This is a genomic window from Pseudonocardia sp. 73-21, from assembly GCF_001899645.1.
Classification (GTDB): domain Bacteria; phylum Actinomycetota; class Actinomycetes; order Mycobacteriales; family Pseudonocardiaceae; genus Pseudonocardia.
Window position 1 is genome coordinate 20,731 of sequence record NZ_MKVV01000105.1, and the last position, 12,610, is coordinate 33,340.

Consider the following 12,610-nt stretch of genomic DNA (forward strand, 5'->3'; position numbering starts at 1 on the left):
GTCAGCCGCCCGCGTCGGCGGAGAGGAACGCGACCGTGTCACCCGCGACGAGGGGCAGCAGCGGGTCGCGGGTGATCTGGTCGCCGTTCAGCGCGGCGACGACGTGCCGGTCCAGCGTCAGGCCGACCGCATCCGCGGCGGCGGCGAGGGTGGCCGCCGCGACCGGCCGGGGGCCGCGGCGACCGTCGGACGCCAGCGCCCCGAAGCACTCCACGACCACCTCGGCCGGCTTCCGGCCGCGGGCTGCGGCGTAGTCGGCGGGCTCGTTGACGTTCACCACCGAGTCCAGGTCCGGGTCGAAGCGCGCCACGTCGGGGTCGGAGAGCAGCCGCGCGTCGTCGAGGGACGTGACGGTGCACCGGGCGAACAGCATCCCCGGCTTGAGCATCCCGTCCGCGACGAGCTCGGCGGCCGGACCGGCGAGCGACGTGCGGTAGACGGCGGCCAGGGGCTGGCGGAACCCGCGGGCGAACGGCAGCGCGACGTCGGCGGCCGGCGTGAGCCCGCCCAGCACACAGCGGACGAACGCCGGGTGCAGGAACGGCATGTCGGTGGAGCACACGAACGCCTGCGACGCCCGCTCCGCGACCGCCGTCAGCCCCGCCGCGATGCCCTGCAACGGGCCACGCCCTTCGACGGGGTCCTCGGTGACCGCGACGCCGGCGGGCAGCGCGGGGAGATCCTGGCCGGGCGCCGCCACCACGACGACGGGTCCGTCGAGCGTGCGCGCCAGTAGTGCCGTCGTGCGGTACAGCAGCGTGGAACCGTGCCACTCGAGGGCCGCCTTCGCGGTGCCCATCCGCGACGAACGCCCCCCGGCGAGCACCACGCCCGCCGCCGGTCCTTCGGAACTCACCACGTCGACCACCGTAGGCCAGGTGCGGGGTCGTGCGCGGAAATCAGTGCCGGGGCACTGATTTCCGCGCACGGGCGCCGGCCGGTGCTCAGGTCGTCGGAGCTCGACGCCGCGCCCGGCCCCGAGGCCTCCGACGAGACCGTGGAGATCCTGGCCCGCACCGGTGGCGGCGACATCCGCATCCACCGGACCTGAGCGTCAGCCCAGGTCGGGCTTGCGTCTCCGCAGGCCGCCGAACAGCCGGTCGGTCTCGCTGCCGAACGGGTTGTCGGTGACCAGGTAGGTCCACGTCGAGGTGGGCCGGCGCAGACCGAGGTCGTCGAGCTCCACACCCCCGGCGGTGATCTCGGCCTCGCCGAACGTCTCCGCCGCCCGGTCGTAGACGTCGGGGAAGAAGGAGTCGAACGCCTGCACGGCGATCTTCTGGTACTCGTCGAGCGGGCTCTCCCGCGCGAGCGCGCGCAGGTGGATGCCCTCGCGTACGTCGGCGAGGAACGCGAGGTGGTCGGCCCAGCCGCGGTCGAGGTGGAACAGCGCGATGGCGCGGGCGGCGCCGGCCAGCGCGTCCTCGCCCACCGACTCCCGCACCTCCGCACACCGCTGCGGTGCCCGCTCCGCCAGGTGCTGGACGGCGCGGTCGCCGCGCAGCACGAGGTCGCGGTGGGCCAGCACCACGGCGCGCTGGTCGTCGACGATGCGGCTGTAGCGCCACGTGGTGCGCTGGCTCTCCAGGTGTGCCCCCTCGGCCGCCCGCTGCGCGTGGTCGACCTGCGCGGTCGAGGCAGGGCCGCCGGGCGCGTTGCGCACCACCAGCTCGTCCTCGAGGCTCGTGAAGAACACCGACGAGCCCGGGTCGCCCTGGCGGCCGGCGCGCCCGCGGAGCTGGTCGTCGAGCCGTTTCGTGTGGTAGCGCCCCGAGCCGACGACGCACAGCCCGCCCAGCTCGGCCACGCCCTCGGCGAGCCGGATGTCCGTGCCGCGCCCGGCCATCTGCGTGGAGATCGTGACGCGGCCCAGCTCGCCCGCGCGGGCGATGATCGTGGCCTCCTCGGCGTCGTTGCGCGCGTTGAGCACCGCGGCGTCGACGTCGGCCTCCTTCAGCGCGACGGCCAGCCGCTCGGACTCGGCCACGTCGAGCGTGCCCAGCAGCACCGGCCGCCCGGCGGCGTGGATCTTCGCGACGTACGCGACGACGGCCGCCTCCTTCGCCGCCACGTCGTCATACAGGCGGTCCGGCTCGTCGGTGCGGACGCACGCCACGTTGGTGGGCACCGCGCCCACCTCCAGCTGGTAGAACTCGTGCAGCTGCTCGCCGACCGCCACCGCCGTGCCGCTCATCCCGCAGACGTCGGAGTACCGCCCGATCAGCGCCTGCACGACCATCGAGTCCAGCACCTCACCGGTGGGGCTGGTGGCCAGGCCCTCCTTGGCCTCGACGGCGGCCTGCAGCCCGTCGGGCCAGCGCTGCAGGTGCGCGACGCGGCCCTTGGCGTCGTCGATGAGCTCGACCTTGCCGTCGCGCACCAGGTAGTCGACGTCGCGGTGCAGCAGCGCGTGGGCGTGCAGGGCCACGTGCACCGCGGTGAGGCGGTGGGCGTGCTCGGCGGTGTAGAGGTCGACGTCGCCGAGGCGCCGCTCCACGCGCTTGAGCCCGGCCTCGGTGAGGTGGACGTTGCGGCCGTCCTCGTCGGTCTCGTAGTGCACGCCCGGACGCAGCCGGCGCACCGTCTCGGTGACGACGAGGTCGTGCGCGCTCGCGGCCGCCGACCCGGCCAGCACCAGTGGCACGCGGGCCTCGTCGATGAGCACGGAGTCGGCCTCGTCGACGATCACGACGTCCGGCTCGGGCAGCACGATGTCGGCGGCGTCGGTGCGCATCCGGTCGCGCAGCACGTCGAAGCCGACCTCGCTGACCGACACGTAGGTGACGTCGCAGGCGTACGCGGCGCGGCGGTCCTCGGTCCACTGGTCGACCCACCCGACGACGACGCCGAACATCGCGTACAGCTCGCGCATCCACTCGGCGTCGCGGCGGGCGAGGTAGTCGTTGACGGAGACGACGTGCACGCGGCGGCCCTGCAGCGCGTACCCGGCGGCGGCCAGCGCCCCGGCCAGCGTCTTGCCCTCGCCGGTGGCCATCTCGACGACGTGGCCGGTGAGCAGCCCGACCGTGCCCTGCAGCTGGACGTCGAACGCGCGCTGGTCGAGCGTGCGGCGCGCCGCCTCGCGGCCCAGCGCGCAGAACTCGGTGAGCTCGGCGTCGGAGAACGGGGTGCGCAGCCGCAGCGTCGTGACGGCCGTGGCGAACGCGCCGTCGGTCATCTCCCGGAGCGCGTCCTCGCGGGCGCCGGCAGCCAGCGCGATCCGCTGCGCCCGCCGCATGTCGGCGGTGCCGGGCTTCTGGAGGAACCGTCTCCACCGGGCACGGATCCCCATGGGGTGCAGATTACCCCCGCCGGACGGAGGCCAGCGTCCTGGCGACGTCGAGGGCGAGTCGCTGCCAGGGATCGCGGGGATCGCGGCCGGTCAGCTCGCGGACACGGCGCAGCCGGTAGCGCAGCGTCTGGGCGTGGACGTGCAGCAGGTCGGCCGCGCCCGTGGCCGAGCCCGTCGACAGGAACGCGGCCAGCCCCTCGAGCAGGTGCGCCTGCGCGGGCTCGGCGAGCGGCCCCAGCACCGCCGCGACCACGGCGCCCGGGTCGGCGTCCGGTCGCGCGGAGAGCAGCGCCAGCAGCTGCGCGTCGCCGTCGTCGAGCAGGGTGCGGCCGTGGAACGCGTGCGCGGGGGCGTGGTCCAGGGCGTCGGTGGCCAGCCGGAACGCGACGGGCTCGGCGGCCCGGTCGGTGATCAGGCACCCGCGGACGGCGGGGAGCGCGGCGCCCGCGGGGAGCAGCGCCACGGTGCGCCTCCCGCGGACGGTGCGCAGGACGGCGTCCGGCGTCGGGTGGTCCGGCCCGTCCAGCACGAGCAGCCACGGCGACGGGGGCAGCTCGACGTCCAGCTCGCGGCAGCGGTCGGCCAGCGCCGACGGGGAGGTGTGGCGGCCGGCGAGCAGGTCGTCGAACAGGTCGCGCAGGGCCCGCTCGCGATCGCCGCCGATGCGTTCCCGGGCCGCCGCGTAGCCCCCGAGGATGGCCTCGGTGAGCTCGTCGATCGCGACGAGCACGGTGTGGGACAGGGCTCTGACGTCGTCGGCGTCGAGGTCGGGGGAGCCGTCGAGGACGAGGTCGGTGCCCGCCACCGCGGCCACCCGGTAGGCGCGCAGCACCGCCGCCACCGGCCGCCCGTCCTCGCCGCGGGCGCCCCCGATGGCCCGGAACCGGCGCCGGTCGGAGTCGGTCAGCGGGCTGCCGTCGGTCCAGGCGTCGAGCAGGCGGCGCAGCACCCACGACGCGACGGCCTCCACCTCGCGCTGCTGTGCCTCCTCCAGCCCGCGGTAGGCCGGGATCGCCTCCTGCACGGCCGCGACGGCCGCGCGGATGAGCTCGGGCAGCCGGGCCCGTGCGGCGGTGACGGCCTGCTGCCTCGCCGAACTTGTCACCGGGTGATGATGACGGGCGCTCCGCGCTGCCGCGTCCGCGGGACCGGGCGCAGGACCAGGGTGGTTCGACCTCGGGCAGATCACCTTCACGGTGCGCTCGGCCGGTTGTCACCGGGTGATGAACCGCCTGCGCGTCGGGACGCTCGTTCTTGATCCGTGTCGGCGGCGGCCGCCACCCTGGACACATGACGTCTGAGGAGCCGGTGCTGCGAGCCGCCGGGTTGGGTGTGCGCACCGCGCGCGGGCCGGTCTTCGAGGGGCTCACGCTCGACGTGCCGGCCGGGAAGGTCGTCGCGCTGTGCGGGCCGGCGGGGAGCGGGCGGTCGATGGCGCTGCTGGCGCTGTCCGGCCGGGCGGCCACCACGGCGGGCTCGCTCGTCGTCGCCGGGGCCACCGCGCGGGGCGCGATCCGGCGACTCGTGGTCGTGGCCCGGATCGGCGGCGCAGTGGAGCTGGAGCCCGACCTCACCGTGGGCGACCTGGTGCGCGAGCGGCGGCTGTTCGGGGCCCGGGGCGAGGCGCCGCCGTTCGACCCCGCGGCCGTCGTCGGCGATCTCCCCGCCCTGGACGCCCTGCTGCTGGCCGTCGGGCTCGCCGCGATGGAGGAGCCCGCCGTGGTGGTCGTCGACGACGTGGACCTCGGCCTCGACGACGCCGACCGGGCCGCCGCATGGGCCCACCTGACCGGCTCCGGACTGACCGTGGTGGCCACCGCCGCCCAACCCCCGGCCGGTGTGGCCGCGACGATGATGGGAACTGTTCCGTGCGCATCCTGAGGCTCGCCGGCCTGGAGTTCCGCCGGTTCCGGAGCCCGCTGCAGAAGATCGCCCTCGTGTTCGCGGCGTGCGTTCCGCTGATCTACGGCGCCACCTACCTGTGGTCCAACTGGGACCCCTACGACCGGCTCGACGCCATCCCCGTCGCCGTCGTGAACGCCGACCGGCCCGTGACGGTGAACGGGCAGCGCGTGGCCGCGGGGGAGCTGTTCGGCGACGAGCTGCGCAGGGACCCGATCTTCGACTGGCGGTTCGTGGACCGGACCGAGGCCGACCGCGGCCTCGCCGAGGGCGACTACTACTTCCAGATCACCGTGCCCGCCGACTTCTCCGCGAAGCTCGCCAGCGGCTCCACCGGCACGCCCGAGCGTGCATCCATGCAGATCGTGCTCGACGACGCCAACGGCTACATCGTCGGCAAGATGGCGGAGACGGTGCAGTCCGAGCTCACCAACAAGATCGACGCGGCGGCCGTCAGCGCCTACTTCCGGTCGGTGTTCGGCCACCTCGACCGGCTGCGTTCCGGCATCACCCAGGCCGCCGACGGCGCAGGGAAGCTGCGCGACGGCGCGAACGCCGCCCGCGACGGCAGCGCCGCGCTCGCCACCGGGCTCACCCAGCTCAAGACCGGCGCCGACCAGCTCGCCCCCGGTGCGAGGCAGGTGGCCGACGGGGTCGGGCAGATCTCCGACGCCGTGGTGCCCGCCGCGAACCGCGTCGCCGACGCGCTGCCGTCGATCACCGGTCCGGCCGCTTCCGCCGCCACGACCGCCGCGGACCTGACGGGCGCCGCCGCGACCGCCGCGTCGACCGTCGACGGGGACGCGTCGTCGGTGTCCGGCGCGCTCGCCGCGCTCGGCCGGGCCCACCCGGAGCTCGGAGGAGATCCCGCCTACCTGAAGGCCACGGCGGCCGCGCAGCGGGCGACCACGGCGACCGGGAACGTCGCACGCCAGGCCGCGACGGTGCGCGACGGCACCGCGACGGTCGCGGGGGCCACGTCGAAGATCGCCACCGACACCCCGCAGCTGCAGAGCAGGCTCCGCGGCGCCGCGAGCGACCTGCAGAAGCTCTCCGACGGCGCCACCGCCGTCGCAGACGGGGCGGCGAGGCTGGACGCCGGCCTCGGCAGCGCCGTGACCGGCGCGGACCGGCTCCGCGACGGCACCGCGCAGCTGGCCACCGGTGCCGACCAGCTCGCCACCGGCCTGTCGGGAGCCCTCGACCAGATCCCCGTGCTCTCACCCGAGGCCGAGAAGAGCAACGCGGCCACCCTGGCGTCACCGGTGAACGTCGAGACCTCCAACCTGCACCCCGCGAACCAGTACGGCCGCGGCCTCGCGCCGCTGTTCTTCGGTGTCGCGATGTGGGTGTTCGGCATCGTCGCGTTCCTGCTGCTGCGCCCGACCTCCGACCGGTCCCGCGCCAGCCGCCTGCCCAGCGTCGTCGTGGCGCTGGGCGGCTACCTGCCGCCGCTCGCGTTGGGTCTGGTCGCGGCCGCCGTGCTGGACGCGGTGGTGGACCTCGGGCTCGGCCTGGCGCCCGTCCACCCGTGGGCGCATCTCGGGCTCGTCGCGCTGGGGACGGCCACGTTCGTCGCCATCGCGCACCTGCTGCGCTCCTGGCTCGGCGGGCTGGCCAGCGCCCTGATCCTGGTGCTGCTGATCCTGCAGCTCACCGCGTGCGGTGGCCTCTACCCGGTGGAGACGCTGCCCGCGCCGTTCCGGGCGATCCACCCGTTCCTGCCCATGAGCTACCTGGTGGACGGGCTGCGCGTGACGATCAGCGGCGGCAACACCGCCCACCTCGTGGCCGACGTCCTGGTGCTCGCGGGTCTCCTCGTCGGCTCGCTCGCGCTGACGTGGTTCGTGGTGAGCCGCAAGCGGACCTGGACGATCAGCGCTCTGAAGCCGGCTCTGAGTTTCTGACCTCGTCGGGGACGAGACCGGTACCCGGGTCCGGCGTCCAGGTGGCCTCCACCGGCCGGCAGGAGCGCGTCCAGCCCGAGCCTGGTCCACGAACTGCGTGGCGCGGGCGGGGGACCGCTGGACGTCACCGGTCCGGCGGTGTCAGCCGGAACGACGTCAGCACCGCACGGTGGTCGCTGGAGGGCAGGTAGTGGATCTCGAAGCGGGTGACGGCGGCGTCCCCGGGGACGAGCACGTGGTCGATCTGGATGCCGGCCACCCGCGACCGCGTGGACGGGTAGGTGCCGATCAGGCCCTTGCCCGTGCCGTCGGCGGCGCTGCGGCAACCGCCGAGGGCGGCGCGCAGGAGCGAGTGGTCGAGGGTGGCGTTGAAGTCGCCGACGACGATCGGGGCCAGGGGCGCGTGGGTCCAGCGGGCGATCTGGGCGAGGTCGTCGCGCCAGCGCGCGGTGTGGCCCGGGCCGACCGGCGCCTCCGGGTGCACCGCGAACATCCGCCGCCCCCCGAGGATGCCGCCGGTGACCTCCAGGTGGCGGCGGCGCATCTCCGGACCGGTCGAGACCAGGACGTCGCCGGCCCGGGCCGACGCGAGCAGGACGACGCCGTGCCCGTCGGGCACCCCGGGCGGGATCGACGACCACGAGCGGTAGCCCAGGCTCTCCACCAGCGGCATCAGCTTGGCCCGGTAGTCCTCCCCGGCCTCGGGCAGCGCGACCAGGTCGGGCATCTCGCGCTCCAGCAGCGTGGCCAGGGCGCCGGTGTCGGCGCGGCCGAGCAGCACGTTGGCCGACAGGATCGTGAGGTCGTCCGGGCCGGTGGCGGGCCGCGGTCGCACCACGACCCTGTCGACGACGGCCGCGGCCCCGGCCAGCGCCGCGGCCCCCAGCGCGGCGGCCACCGGTCGGTGCCGGCGGGCGAGCAGCGCCGCGGCGAGGCCCGTGACGACGGTGGCGTGCGGACGCCAGGCCACGACGTCGACGGCCGGGAACAGGTGGTCCACCCGGAGCCGGTCGGGGAGGAGCACGGCCGCGGCGGCGGCACCTGCGGCCACGGCGACGGTGGACCTGCGGGGCATCGGGGGAGTCCTTCCGGGGGAACGGGACCTACCCGGGGCCAACGGGCGGGTCCGGCCGGAGGTTCCGGGTCCGGGGAAGGGCTGGTGGCCGGGTCTACCGTGGGGAGACGTGAGCGACACCGAGATCACGTCCGTGGCCGAGCTCGAAGACCTGCTGGGCCGGCCCGGCCGGGCGGCAGCCACCAAGGGCCGCACCGCGCTGCACGCCATCGACGTGGAGTGGATCGCCCGCTCCCCGATGATCCTCATCGCCACCAGCGGCGCCGACGGCACCTGCGACGTCTCGCCGAAGGGCGACCCGGCCGGTTTCGTGCGCGTCCTCGACGCGCAGACCCTCGCCGTCCCCGAGCGGCCCGGCAACAAGCGCGCCGACGGCTTCCACAACGTCCTCGCCAACCCGCACGTCGGGTTGATCTTCCTCATCCCCGGCCGCACCGACACCTTCCGCGTCAACGGCCGGGCCCGGGCTCGTGCGCGACGCGCCCTGGTTCGACGCGATGGCCGTCAGGGGTCGACGGCCCGTCCTGGCCATGGAGGTCACCGTCGAGGAGGTGTTCTACCACTGCGCCAAGGCGTTCCTGCGCTCCCGGCTCTGGGAGCACGAGGCGTGGGAGCCCGACGCCATGCCGAGCCGGGCGCAGATCGTGCACGCCCTGGAACGCACCGACGAGCCGCTCGAGGTGATCGAGAAGCACTACGGCCCGGACTACGCGAACACCCTCTACTGACCGACCAGGTCGGGGTGGTGGCGCGCCGCCACTTCCGGGTGCGAGCGGAACCAGCCCTTGAGCGCGTTGTCACCGAAGCGGGGCAGCAGCGCGTTGTGCTCGTGCTCGCTGACGCCCGGCGCCTCGGCGGCGAGCTCCGCAGGCAGTGGCACGGGGTCGAGCACGGCGTCCAGGCGCGGGGACCAGAAGAACCCGACCGACTGCCGCGTCGCCCCGGGCGCGCACGGCAGCACGCGGTGGTCGGTGGCCACGAGGTAGCCGTGGGTGGCCACCTCCAGCATCTCTCCGACGTTGACCACCAGCGCGCCGTCGAGCGGCGGGACGTCGACCCAGCCGTCGGACCGCGGCGGCCGGGCCTGCAGGCCGCCGGTGCCGTCCTGCAGCAGCAGCGTCAGGAAGCCCCAGTCGGCGTGCGGACCGACGCCCTGCGCGTCACCCACCTGGCCGACGTAGCGGATGACCTTGCCGAACCAGTGCGGCTCGGGGCCGAAGAGCCCGTCGAAGTGGTCGTCGGGCAGGCCCAGGCAGGCGGCCAACGCGCGGGTCAGCTCGGTGGCGACGCGGCTGAGCAGGTCGGTCCAGGCCAGGACGGCGCCCCGCAGTTCCGGCAGCGCGGCGTCGGGCCACTGGTTGGGCCCCTCCAGCAGCCGGAACGGCTCGTCCCACCGCTCCCGCGGAACGGGCGGCAGCTCGGGCCCGAAGTCGATCTGCTCCCGGGCGTCGGGGCGGCCCGCGGTGATCTCGTGCCCCAGCCGGGTGTAGCCGCGGAAGTGCGGCGAGTTCCGGTTGTCCAGCGCCATCCGGTCGGCGAGCGGGAGGTCGAAGAACCGCGCCGTGACGGCGGCCAGCTCCTCGACCTGCCCGGGAGCGGCCCCGAAGTCGACCAGCTGCAGGAACCCCACCTCGTGCAGGGCGGTGCGCAGGGCGTCGAGGAAGGCGGGGTCGAAGCGCCCTTCAGTGGTACGCGCCGTGTCGAGCCGCAGGACGGGAATCGTCATGGGTCCCAGATTCCCACGGGCGCGGTGTCCCGACCACCCGCTTCATCAGCTTCTGCGACGGCAGCTCCACCAGGCGGAATGTCAGCCAGGCCACTGCGGAGACCGGGACGGCGGTCAGGAGTGTGATCCCGGCGAGCGAGGCCGCCACGACGCACGCCGGCGACACCACGTCCCGGTCGTGGGGTGTACTGCGCCGACGGGACGCGTGCGCGTGCCGAGGGTGGGCGTCCGGGCCACGTTGTGCGGGCGGAACAATCCTCGGCATGACCGAGGACATCTCCGCCCAGCGCCGGTGGCGGCGTCGCCTCGCCGACGAGCGCGAGGAGGCCAAGGTCTACCGCGATCTGGCCACCCGCCGGACGGGGGAGGAACGGGCGATCCTGCTGGGGCTGGCCGACGCGGAGGAGCGCCACGCCGCCCACTGGACGCGGCTGCTCGGTGGCGACGTCGCGGCGGTCGGCCGGGGTTCCGCCCGGATGCGGCTGCTGGCGTTCCTCGCGCGGCGGTTCGGGTCGGTGTTCGTGCTCGCGCTGGCCCAGCGGGCCGAGACGCGCTCGCCCTACGCCTCCGACGTCGACGCCACCCCCGCGATGGCGGCGGACGAGCGCATCCACGAGGAGGTCGTGCGCGGGCTCGCCGTCCGCGGCCGCAACCGGGTGTCCGGCACGTTCCGGGCCGCGGTGTTCGGCGCCAACGACGGGCTGGTCAGCAACCTGGCGCTGGTGCTCGGCGTCATCGGTGGCGGGGCGGGCACGGCCACGGTGCTGCTGACGGGGCTGGCGGGGATCCTGGCCGGCGCGCTGTCGATGGGGGCGGGGGAGTTCGTGTCGGTGCGGTCGCAGCGCGAGCTGCTGGCGGCGTCCGCTCCCGACACCCGCGACGCCGAGTCGGTGCTGCGCCGCCTCGACGTCGACGCCAACGAGCTCGCCCTGGTGTTCCGGGCGCGCGGCGTGGAGGAGGGAGAGGCCCGGCGGCGGGCGGAGGCGGCGCTGCGCAGCGACGACCCGGCGCGGTCGGTGGCCGGGGGTGTCGCCGACGGCGAGGGGCTCGACGTCGTGGGTTCCAGCATCGGCGCGGCCCTGTCGAGCTTCTGCTTCTTCGCCTCGGGGGCCGCGATCCCGGTGCTGCCGTTCCTGTTCGGCCTCGGGGAGACCGCCGCGCTCGTGGTGGCGGTGCTGCTCGTCGGCCTGGCCCTGATGCTCACCGGCGCCACGGTCGGGGTGCTGTCGGGCGGGCCGCCGCTGCGCCGCGCCCTGCGCCAGCTCGTGATCGGCCTGGGGGCGGCCGCGGTGACCTACGGGCTGGGCGTCCTGTTCGGTGCCGCCCTGGGTTAGGTCGTGCGCGGAAAGCAGGGCCAGAGCCCCGTTATCCACGCACGGGCGGCGTCAGCCGCGCGCTACAGGAGGATGATCGCGGCGAGCAGCGCAGTCACCGTCAGCGCGAGGATCGCGGCCGGCACGAGCTTGCGGGTGCCGGTGCGGCCCAGGTGCTCACCCGCGAAGCCGCCGACGATCGCGGCCGGGCCGAGCAGCACCGGCGTCACGATCAGGCCGAGTGCACCGCAGACCAGCGCGGCGACCACGGCGAACGCGATGCCCGTGCTGCGCGGGGCCTCGACGGCGGCCGGCGCCGGAGGTGCGACCTCGGCCGTGGGGGTCGGGCGCATGGAGGGCAGGGAGACGGTCGACGCCGACGCCGCCTGCTCGATCTGGGTCACGACCCCTCTGTCGACGGTTGCCCACGTCCCGTTAGCAGCCGGGCGGGTGATCCCGCCGCCTACCCAGAGTCGTCATTAGGCTGGGTGCATGGCCAACCCGCGGACGTCCCAGGGACACGTGCTCGTCGTCGTGCTGGTCGGGCTGACCGCCGTCGTCCACGGCGCCCTGCTCGGCCTGCCGGGCGCGCGGCCCACCTGGTTCCTCGTCGTGACGTCGCTGGTCGCGCTCGCGGCGGTGGTGCTGGCGGGCGCGGGTCTCGCCGCGGGACGCGTGCGGTTCGGCGGTGACGCCGAGGACGGGTGGCTGGTGGCGTGCGCGGCAGTCGGGGCGCTCGGGGTGATGAGCGGGTTCGGCCTGGCGCTCACCTCCGTCGCCGGCGGCGGAGTGCTCCCGTGGGGCATCGGCGCCCTGCTCGTCGACGCCCTGACCGTGCGGATCGCGGTGTTCACGCTCCGCCGGGTGCCCTCCGGTCAGAGGGGCGGCCAGAGGGGGTAGTACGCCACCCGGTCCACGTGCAGGGCCGGGCCGGGCCGGGCCGGGCCGACCCGCCCGGCGGGAACCAGTCCAGGTGCTGGGCCCGGGCGGCCGGATCGCGGTGTTCGTGGTGCGCCGCCACTCCTGCCCGTCGACGAACGCGGCGATGTGGTCGGGCGTCCGCTCGACGGCCCGGTCGTGCCACTGCGTCGCGTCGATCCGGACCGAGCCCGAGACCTGGGAGTTGCTCGAAGTCGACCTCACCGCCCACCGGCCAGTTCTCGGCGTCGGGCCACAGCAGGCTCCGGCAGCCGGGGTAGCCGTCGGGTGTCGACCGCGACCGGTGCCGCCGGTGTGGGTATCGAGTCTCGCACCGCCTGCACATCACCACTGGGCAGGCTCGACAGGGCTCACGGTCAGGCGATGTCGAGGAGGTGGACCATCGGACGTTGTCGCGGTTTTCGCTCGATGTCGATCCAGCCGGGCGGGATGAACTCCGGACGCCCACCGTCCATC

11 protein-coding genes and 1 pseudogene are annotated in these 12,610 nt (G+C 75.1%); 6 read left to right on the forward strand and 6 right to left on the reverse strand.

Annotated elements, in window-relative coordinates; genetic code table 11:
* Nucleotide 1: 1 nt before the first annotated feature.
* The 3 genes from BGP03_RS33690 to BGP03_RS33700 all read right to left on the reverse strand — a co-directional run bounded on the left by BGP03_RS33690 (nt 2) and on the right by BGP03_RS33700 (nt 4,397).
* On the reverse strand, nt 2–859 hold the full coding sequence (locus BGP03_RS33690; protein WP_296377869.1) for an NTP transferase domain-containing protein: 858 nt from the start codon (nt 857–859) through the stop codon (nt 2–4).
* Between the two features lie 195 nt (nt 860–1,054).
* On the reverse strand, nt 1,055–3,292 hold the full coding sequence (gene secA2 / locus BGP03_RS33695; RefSeq protein WP_298800219.1) for an accessory Sec system translocase SecA2: 2,238 nt from the start codon (nt 3,290–3,292) through the stop codon (nt 1,055–1,057).
* A gap of 10 nt (nt 3,293–3,302) precedes the next feature.
* Entirely contained in the window at nt 3,303–4,397 is a 1,095-nt protein-coding gene (locus BGP03_RS33700; RefSeq protein WP_296377871.1) for a PucR family transcriptional regulator, read from the reverse strand.
* Nucleotides 4,398–4,582: 185 nt separating this feature from the next.
* Between BGP03_RS33700 and BGP03_RS33705 the strand changes: the two genes are divergently transcribed.
* Together BGP03_RS33705 and BGP03_RS33710 are read left to right on the forward strand one after the other, a co-directional pair.
* The gene (locus tag BGP03_RS33705; RefSeq protein WP_298800218.1) at nt 4,583–5,173 is read left to right on the forward strand and encodes an ATP-binding cassette domain-containing protein; all 591 of its coding nucleotides are present in this window, start codon (nt 4,583–4,585) and stop codon (nt 5,171–5,173) included.
* Complete coding sequence (locus tag BGP03_RS33710) at nt 5,161–7,101, forward strand: YhgE/Pip domain-containing protein (RefSeq protein WP_298800217.1); 1,941 nt, start codon at nt 5,161–5,163, stop codon at nt 7,099–7,101. The genes BGP03_RS33705 and BGP03_RS33710 overlap by 13 nt, the downstream gene beginning before the upstream one ends.
* A gap of 124 nt (nt 7,102–7,225) precedes the next feature.
* Here the strand turns inward: BGP03_RS33710 and BGP03_RS33715 are convergent, their stop codons facing one another.
* The gene (locus tag BGP03_RS33715; RefSeq protein WP_296377874.1) at nt 7,226–8,176 is read right to left on the reverse strand and encodes an endonuclease/exonuclease/phosphatase family protein; all 951 of its coding nucleotides are present in this window, start codon (nt 8,174–8,176) and stop codon (nt 7,226–7,228) included.
* A gap of 238 nt (nt 8,177–8,414) precedes the next feature.
* Between BGP03_RS33715 and BGP03_RS36185 the strand changes: the two are divergent.
* Together BGP03_RS36185 and BGP03_RS36190 are read left to right on the forward strand one after the other, a co-directional pair.
* Nucleotides 8,415–8,591, forward strand: a pseudogene (locus tag BGP03_RS36185) (pyridoxamine 5'-phosphate oxidase family protein); the annotation flags it as partial.
* A gap of 115 nt (nt 8,592–8,706) precedes the next feature.
* On the forward strand, nt 8,707–8,904 hold the full coding sequence (locus tag BGP03_RS36190; RefSeq protein WP_363094992.1) for a hypothetical protein: 198 nt from the start codon (nt 8,707–8,709) through the stop codon (nt 8,902–8,904).
* On the opposite strand, the gene BGP03_RS33725 is transcribed toward BGP03_RS36190, so the two are convergent.
* A complete protein-coding gene (locus BGP03_RS33725; RefSeq protein ID WP_296377876.1) occupies nt 8,898–9,902 on the reverse strand; it encodes a 2-oxoglutarate and iron-dependent oxygenase domain-containing protein in 1,005 nt (334 codons plus the stop codon). The genes BGP03_RS36190 and BGP03_RS33725 overlap by 7 nt on opposite strands.
* A 263-nt stretch (nt 9,903–10,165) precedes the next feature.
* Here BGP03_RS33725 and BGP03_RS33730 point away from each other — a divergent pair, with 263 nt between their 5' ends.
* The gene (locus BGP03_RS33730) at nt 10,166–11,236 is read left to right on the forward strand and encodes a VIT1/CCC1 family protein (RefSeq protein ID WP_296377877.1); all 1,071 of its coding nucleotides are present in this window, start codon (nt 10,166–10,168) and stop codon (nt 11,234–11,236) included.
* A gap of 62 nt (nt 11,237–11,298) precedes the next feature.
* Here the strand turns inward: BGP03_RS33730 and BGP03_RS33735 are convergent, their stop codons facing one another.
* A complete protein-coding gene (locus tag BGP03_RS33735) occupies nt 11,299–11,619 on the reverse strand; it encodes a hypothetical protein (RefSeq protein WP_298800216.1) in 321 nt (106 codons plus the stop codon).
* An 88-nt stretch (nt 11,620–11,707) separates the two neighbouring features.
* Between BGP03_RS33735 and BGP03_RS33740 the strand changes: the two genes are divergently transcribed.
* The gene (locus BGP03_RS33740) at nt 11,708–12,115 is read left to right on the forward strand and encodes a hypothetical protein (protein WP_296377879.1); all 408 of its coding nucleotides are present in this window, start codon (nt 11,708–11,710) and stop codon (nt 12,113–12,115) included.
* The last annotated feature ends 495 nt before the right edge of the window (nt 12,116–12,610 follow it).

What these genes read in the sequence shown, in the direction of transcription:
- BGP03_RS36190 (WP_363094992.1), top strand. Translation starts at nt 8,707, where the DNA reads ATGGAGGTCACCGTCGAGGAGGTGTTCTACCACTGCGCCAAGGCGTTC.
- BGP03_RS33715 (WP_296377874.1), bottom strand. Translation starts at nt 8,176, where the DNA reads ATGCCCCGCAGGTCCACCGTCGCCGTGGCCGCAGGTGCCGCCGCCGCG.
- BGP03_RS33705 (WP_298800218.1), top strand. Translation starts at nt 4,583, where the DNA reads ATGACGTCTGAGGAGCCGGTGCTGCGAGCCGCCGGGTTGGGTGTGCGC.
- BGP03_RS33740 (WP_296377879.1), top strand. Translation starts at nt 11,708, where the DNA reads ATGGCCAACCCGCGGACGTCCCAGGGACACGTGCTCGTCGTCGTGCTG.
- secA2 (WP_298800219.1), bottom strand. Translation starts at nt 3,292, where the DNA reads ATGGGGATCCGTGCCCGGTGGAGACGGTTCCTCCAGAAGCCCGGCACC.
- BGP03_RS33725 (WP_296377876.1), bottom strand. Translation starts at nt 9,902, where the DNA reads ATGACGATTCCCGTCCTGCGGCTCGACACGGCGCGTACCACTGAAGGG.
- BGP03_RS33730 (WP_296377877.1), top strand. Translation starts at nt 10,166, where the DNA reads ATGACCGAGGACATCTCCGCCCAGCGCCGGTGGCGGCGTCGCCTCGCC.